This window comes from Streptomyces sp. NPDC001985 (genome assembly GCF_040296845.1).
In the GTDB taxonomy this organism is placed as follows: domain Bacteria; phylum Actinomycetota; class Actinomycetes; order Streptomycetales; family Streptomycetaceae; genus Streptomyces.
Genome location: NZ_JBEOYB010000152.1, coordinates 1 through 6,065 on the forward strand (window position 1 = coordinate 1; position 6,065 = coordinate 6,065).

Below are 6,065 nucleotides of genomic sequence, written 5' to 3' on the forward strand. Positions count from 1 at the left end.
CACCACCCCAGCCCCGCCGACGATTGAGCGCACCACCCCAGCCCCGCCGGCGATTGAGGCGCGGGGGTTCGGGGGCCGGCCCCCGACCGTGGCCCGCACCGCACCGTGCGGGGACCTGTGGCACAGGGTCCGTCCTCAAACGCCGGACAGGCTGGATTTGCCGGACCGGCCGGAATCGCTCAGGGCACCCGTGGCCGAGGGTCCGTCCTCAAACGCCGGACAGGCTGGGATTCGCGGGGCGGCCAGGGGAGGCGGGCTAGTCGGGTAAGGAGGCCTCGCGGAGGAGGGCCCTGATCGGGTGCCACAGCTCCGCCCCGATCTGCGGATTCGCCCGCCACAACAACCCATCCGGATGATGCAGCACCGCCGTGATCTCATCCGGCGTCGGCGGCTCCGCGTTCCCCCGCAGATACACCGCCCGCAACCCCAGATTCCGCAGCCTCGTCAGCGCCCGCGCCCGATTCGCCGCGTGCACCAGAAACCGCGCCGGCCGCCCGTCCCCCAGCGGGCTGGGCAGACTGAGCGCGACGACCACACTGCCGTTCGGCAGCTTGCTGAAACCTCCGCCGGGCATACTGCTCCACTCCCCCGTGAGATGACGTGTCAATAACGGTCCACCACCTCGCACCTAAACACGATCGGCCGCCGCCCGCTAGAGGGCGACGGCCGATCATGCTTTGACCTGCTGTTATGCCAATTACTTCGTCGAGGGCCCAACCCTCACCGTGATCGTTTCGCCGCTCCGCGGCTCCTTCACAATCGCGATCCGAGTATTGGTGTCAGTTACACGCACACTCCCCGTCGGGTTCTCGGCGGTCCAGTAGACGCCCTTGCGGTCGTCGAAGACCCCCCGCCCCGGCTTCGCCTTGATCTTCGTCGGCACGCCCGCCCTGTGCAGGGTGAACCCGTCGTACGGCCGGGTGCTGAAGGTCGCGTCGAAGGACTGGATGCGGTTGCGCATCACCGTGCCGTCCGCCCACTTCAGCGGCTCGGGGTTGGCGTCGATCGGCAGGATCTGCCCCTGGCCCGGGTGGACCATGGTGTTGTTGTCCTGCTGGAAGGTGTCCCAGAGCCAGATCAGCAGCCCGTTCTGGTTGGCGTAGTGCTCGACCCACTTGTTCCTCGGGGCGGTGAACCCGAAGTTGTACGGGCCGACTTCCAGGGTCTTGTCGTACGAGACGTACTGCCGGTTCTCGGCGATGTAGTACTGCTCGTAGTCCTTGGTGAAGGACTCACCGATGCGCGAGAAGCCCTTCGCGGTCCAGCCCGCGTCGTCCCCCTCCGCGTTGTCGGTGAAGAGCGGCGCGCCGTCCGCGCGCAGGGTGATCGCGTCGGCCGCGAAGCCCTTCTCCGCCGTGGCGCCGTCCGTCCGGTAGTGGAACCGGACATCCACCTTCTTGCCCGCGTAGGCGTCCAGCCCGTAGACCAGCCGCTGGTACCCGCCGGAGCGGCCGGTCAGCGCCGGGGTGCCGGCCGAGTCACGGGTGATCTGCTTGCCGTTCGCGGTGCCGTCGAGGGCGGTCCAGTTGGTCCCGCCGTCCGTGGAGACCTCGGTGTAGACATAGTCGTACCCGCGCTCGGCCTGCCACCAGCCGGACAGCTCCAGCGACGCCGTGGACCTGCCCGTGAGGTCGACCGGCCTGGTCAGGGTGTTCCGCAGATTGTCGCCCATGTCGCTCCACCACTGCCTGGAGCCCTCGGCGGGCTTCACGACCGGGGTGGTGCCGGGCTTCTTCGGGAGTTCGACGACGAGCGCCTGGGGCCGCTTGGTGTTGTACGCGGAGACACCGAGCGTGTGGGTCGACGCCGTCCCGGCCTTCGCCTTGGTGTAGTTGAGCCACCCCAGCTGGAGCTTGTCCCAGGAGGTCATGTCGCCCGGCAGATCGCCGATGGCGTTCCTGCCCGTGCCGAGCCAGGAGCCCGAGGACATCAGGCTCCAGAAGCCGGTGGAGTTCTCACCGCCCAGGCCGGAGTAGTCGTACAGGTCCGGAAGGCCCAGGTCGTGGCCGTACTCATGGGCGAAGACACCGAGGCCGCCGTTCTCGGGCTGCACGGTGTAGTCGCCGACCCAGATGCCGGTGTCACCGATCTGGGTGCCGCCGGCCTTGTTCCCGCCCGGGCCGGTGCGGCCCGCGTCGGTGCCGTACGCGTACCAGCGGTGCGCCCAGATGGCGTCCGTGCCCTGGGCTCCGCCGCCCGCCGACTCGTCCTCACCGGCGTGGACGAACTGGAAGTGGTCGATATAGCCGTCGGACTCGTTGAAGTCGCCGTCGTTGTCGAAGTCGTAGCGGTCCCAGAGGTCGTACTGGGCCAGGTCGGCCTTGATCTGGGCGTCCGTGCGGCCCTGCGCCTTCTGGTCCCTGACCCAGGCGTTGACACCGTCGCGGACCGCGTCCCAGGTGTTGACGCAGTTGCTCTCGCCGCAGTAGTTGGAGCCGTAACGGGCCTCGTTGTACTCGACCTTCACCCAGTCGGAGACCGCGCCCTCGACCGAGTAGCGCCCCGATGACGCCTTCTCGAAGTAGGTCTTCACGGACTGCTTCTGCCGGCCGGCCGCGTCCTTGCCGGTGCCGAAGTAGAGGTCCTCGAAGTGCTCGCGGTTGTAGTCCGCGCGCCAGTCCGTGGAGTTGTTGACCGCGCGGTCCGGCTCGGCGATCTCGTTGTGGGCGGGGCCGGGCGTACCGCCGTACTTCTTGATCGGCGGCTGGGGTCCCTCCGGCCCGTCCGGGTCGTGCGTCGTGGTGTCGTCGACCTTGGTGCCGAACTCCAGCAGGATGGTGAAGATCTTGTCGGTCTTCTCCCGGCCCAGCTCGACGTACTTGCCCTTGTCGAGCCTGACCACATTGGACCCGCCGCGCCGCTGCACGGTCGCGTCCCCGGATATGACCTTCTCCAGCGCCGACTCGCGCTGCTGCGCCTGCTGCTTGCTGAAGGGGCCGTCGAGGTCGTGGTCGACGTGGTCCTTGCCCCCGGGCGCCGGGTCCTGGCGGTCGACGGCGCTGCTCACCGGGGCGGGGGACGCCTGATCCCCGGCCCGGGCGGTACTGAACGCCGAGACCGCCGCGGTGGTCGCGGCGAGCGCGACGATCACGGCGGACGCTCTGGTCGTCCGTCTCTTCGTGGTCATGTGTCGGAGTCCTCCCCTGCGGCCTCGCGGCGGACCGCAGTGGGGTCGTCCGGGCGAGGTTCGCGCGCGTCACAAGTGACGGCATTCGACCGCAGCCGGAGAAGAAAAGACAACCCTTGACGCAGACATTCCAACTGCACTATGCAGAAGCCATGTTCCGGTATCCGGACGGCCCCGGCGGCCGAGGGAGACGGGGAGAGGTTCGGACAAAGGGCGCATGAAATACGCCAGTTCGATGGGCGTATGACTCCGTGCGCCCCCTATGCACCGGCACCACGAGTGAGGTCACGCTTACCCCTGGTTCCCCAGGAGCACTCCGCGCCGTACAGTCGAAGAGAGTTCCGTGCGCTCACGCACCGCCGTGAGCCGCGCGGACCGCGCTGAAGAGGCCCGCCCCGACGTCGCCCGACATCCCCGATCTGCCAGGACGGATACCGCCATGCCGCGTCCGACTGCCGCACAGCTCGCCTACGGTTCGGCCACTGTCGTCCTCTCCGCACTGGCCCTCTTGCTGTTCACCCGCACCACGGCGGCTCTCGGGGTGGCCGCGATCGGCCTTGTCTCGATGGCCCTCGGGCTGCTGGTGGCGGTGGTTCTGCCGATGGCACGGGCGGCGCGCACGGCGCGTGGGGCGGCGCCCACCGCCCCGGCCCGCGCGCCGGTGGCCCGGGTGCACGCGCCGCCGGCGCACGCCGGCGCCGGGGAGCGCGCGGCGCGCCGCTAGACCCACTCCCCGGGCGCCGTTTCAGACCCTGCCCGTGCGCTGGTCCGTCACCGGTTCCGGGACGGTGACCACGACGGTCCGGCCCGCCTTGTCGTGGAGCCCCTGGCGGTACGGCTTGTCGGCGATGATCGTGATGATGATGACGAGCCACCAGACGCAGAAGCAGCAGAGCAGCGCCGGCACCCAGAGCACCGCGGCGCGCAGCAGCGCCGAGCGCGTGTCGGGGGTGCTGCCGTCGTTGAGCATCGCCACCCGGAGTTTCAGCAGCCGCTTGCCGATGGTCTGGCCGTTCTTCTTCACCATCAGGGTGTCGTAGGCGACGTACACCACCATGGAGATCAGCGACCACACCCACTGACGGCCGGTGTTCACATCGTTGGCGATGTCGTCCCAGCTGTCGCCGTCGCTGCCGCTGCCCCAGCCGCCGAAGAGCAGCGAGATCAGGAAGAGCGGGATGAAGACGATCAGCGCGTCGATGATCCGGGCGGCGAGACGCCGGCCGAAATCGGCGAGCGGGGGCATGCCGGCCAGCGGGTCGGGGGCGCCGCCGTAGGGACCGCCGCCATAGGCGTTGGGGTCGTACGGGGGCATCCCGCCGCCGCTGCCGTACGGGCCGCCCTGCCCGCCGGGTCCCGCCGGACCCGCGGGGCCGCCCGGTCCGCCCGGGCCGCTGGGGCCGGCCGGGCCCGCCTGCCAGCCCTGACCGCCGTCCTGCCCGCCGGGGCCGCCCGGACCCGGCGGACCCGCCGGGCCTCCCGGAGGGGGTCCCTGGCCGCCGGGCGGGGTGGGGCCCTGCGGCTTCTTGAAGAAGGGATCGTCCTCGGGGCCGCCCGGGCCGGGTGGCGGTGGCTGATCATTGCTCATGAGGGCAGTGCATCCCGAGCCCGGCACCCCCGCAAAAGCTCGCGCTCCGTTCGGGGGAACCGGCGCTCCGGCCGGGTGGCGGGAGCGGTCAGGCCGCGGTGACGAAGGTGTGCGCCGCCTTGTCGTGCCAGCACTGCCGCCACGGCCGGTCGAAGAGCCCCCAGACCACATTGACCACCCCGACGGCGAGCAGCCCCAGCACCCCGTAGACCAGCCAGCGGCGCAGGGCCGCGCCGAACCCCGGGGGCTCGTGCGACTCGATGTCGACGACCTTGAGCCCGCACACCCTCTTGCCGAGCGTGCGGCCCCACCTGGCGGTCGGCAGCGCCTCGTACAGAGCGCCGAGGATCAGCAGGGCGGCGAGGACGGTGCCGAGATGGACGGCGGTGGTGGCGTCGACGAGCCAGACGGTGACGGTCTGTCCCGTCTGCCGGGCCGCCTCGATCTTGGCGTCGATGTGGTCGATGGCCCGGACGGTCATGGGCACGGCGACCGCGCCCACGAGTGTGCCGAGGACCAGACTGTCGATCAGCCGGGCGGCGAACCGCTTGCCGAGCCCGGCGGGGCGGGCGGCGGCCTGTGCCTGGGCCATCCGGAGAAAGGGGTCGGCCGTCGGCGGCTTCCAGGGGACGACCGGTGGCTGCTCCGGCTCCCCGGGCTGGGCGAGCTGATGCACCTGCTGCGCCCAGGACGCGGACCCGCCGCCGGGCCCGGGAGCGGGGGCGGGAACGTGTCCGGGGGCCTGGGCCTGCGGCTGGGGCTGAGCCCGGGGTTGAGCCTGGGGCTGCGGGTGAGCCTGGGGCTGGGCCTGCGGCTGCGGCTGGGGCTGCGGCTGTACGGAGGGCTGCGGACGGTACGGGACCGGGGGCAGCGGCTGGGGCTGGGGCTGGACACCGGGTGTCCTGGGCCCGGCGCCGGGCCCTTCGGCGCCGCGCGCCGGGCCGGGCTGCTCCGGGGAGCGGTCCCGCTGGGGGCGGATGGTCATGGTGCTGTCGGCCGGCGGCTTCTCGGCGGGCTGCCGCGCCCCGGGCAGCCGCGGGTCCGCGGAGGGTGCCGGGGGCTCGGCGGCCTGAGCGCGGGGGTCCGGCCCGCCGCCGCCCCAGGAGACCCGGTGGTCGCGCTCGCCGCCGAACCCGCCCTGCCGGGAGGTGTCCGCCTGCCAGGCCGCCGCCGGCTCCGGCCGGGCCGGTTCGTCCGGCGGCTCCTCGTCGAGGAAGACCGGCCCGGTCTCCTCCACGTGGGCCGGCGCGGACGCGGCCTCGCGCACCCGGCCGGACGGGCCGGGCGCCCGGCCCGTCCCGCCCGGCCTCTCGGGCAACACAACGCCCGCCATGGCCGCGGGCCGGCTCG

Annotated in this window: 5 protein-coding genes; 1 reads left to right on the top strand and 4 read right to left on the bottom strand. The window is 71.9% G+C overall.

Annotation, left to right across the window (positions count from 1 at the left end):
- Positions 1–256 precede the first annotated feature (256 nt).
- Together ABT122_RS32985 and ABT122_RS32990 are read right to left on the bottom strand one after the other, a co-directional pair.
- Positions 257–574 (bottom strand): hypothetical protein, encoded by a 318-nt coding sequence (locus ABT122_RS32985; RefSeq protein WP_351559780.1) that lies wholly within the window; start codon positions 572–574, stop codon positions 257–259.
- A 123-nt stretch (positions 575–697) separates the two neighbouring features.
- The gene (locus ABT122_RS32990; RefSeq protein ID WP_351559781.1) at positions 698–3,127 is read right to left on the bottom strand and encodes an immune inhibitor A domain-containing protein; all 2,430 of its coding nucleotides are present in this window, start codon (positions 3,125–3,127) and stop codon (positions 698–700) included.
- A gap of 439 nt (positions 3,128–3,566) precedes the next feature.
- Here ABT122_RS32990 and ABT122_RS32995 point away from each other — a divergent pair, with 439 nt between their 5' ends.
- Positions 3,567–3,851 (top strand): hypothetical protein, encoded by a 285-nt coding sequence (locus ABT122_RS32995; protein WP_351559783.1) that lies wholly within the window; start codon positions 3,567–3,569, stop codon positions 3,849–3,851.
- Positions 3,852–3,872: 21 nt separating this feature from the next.
- Here the strand turns inward: ABT122_RS32995 and ABT122_RS33000 are convergent, their stop codons facing one another.
- Entirely contained in the window at positions 3,873–4,715 is an 843-nt protein-coding gene (locus ABT122_RS33000) for an RDD family protein (protein ID WP_351559785.1), read from the bottom strand.
- A gap of 88 nt (positions 4,716–4,803) precedes the next feature.
- Positions 4,804–5,952 (bottom strand): RDD family protein, encoded by a 1,149-nt coding sequence (locus ABT122_RS33005; RefSeq protein WP_502976242.1) that lies wholly within the window; start codon positions 5,950–5,952, stop codon positions 4,804–4,806.
- Positions 5,953–6,065: the final 113 nt, after the last annotated feature.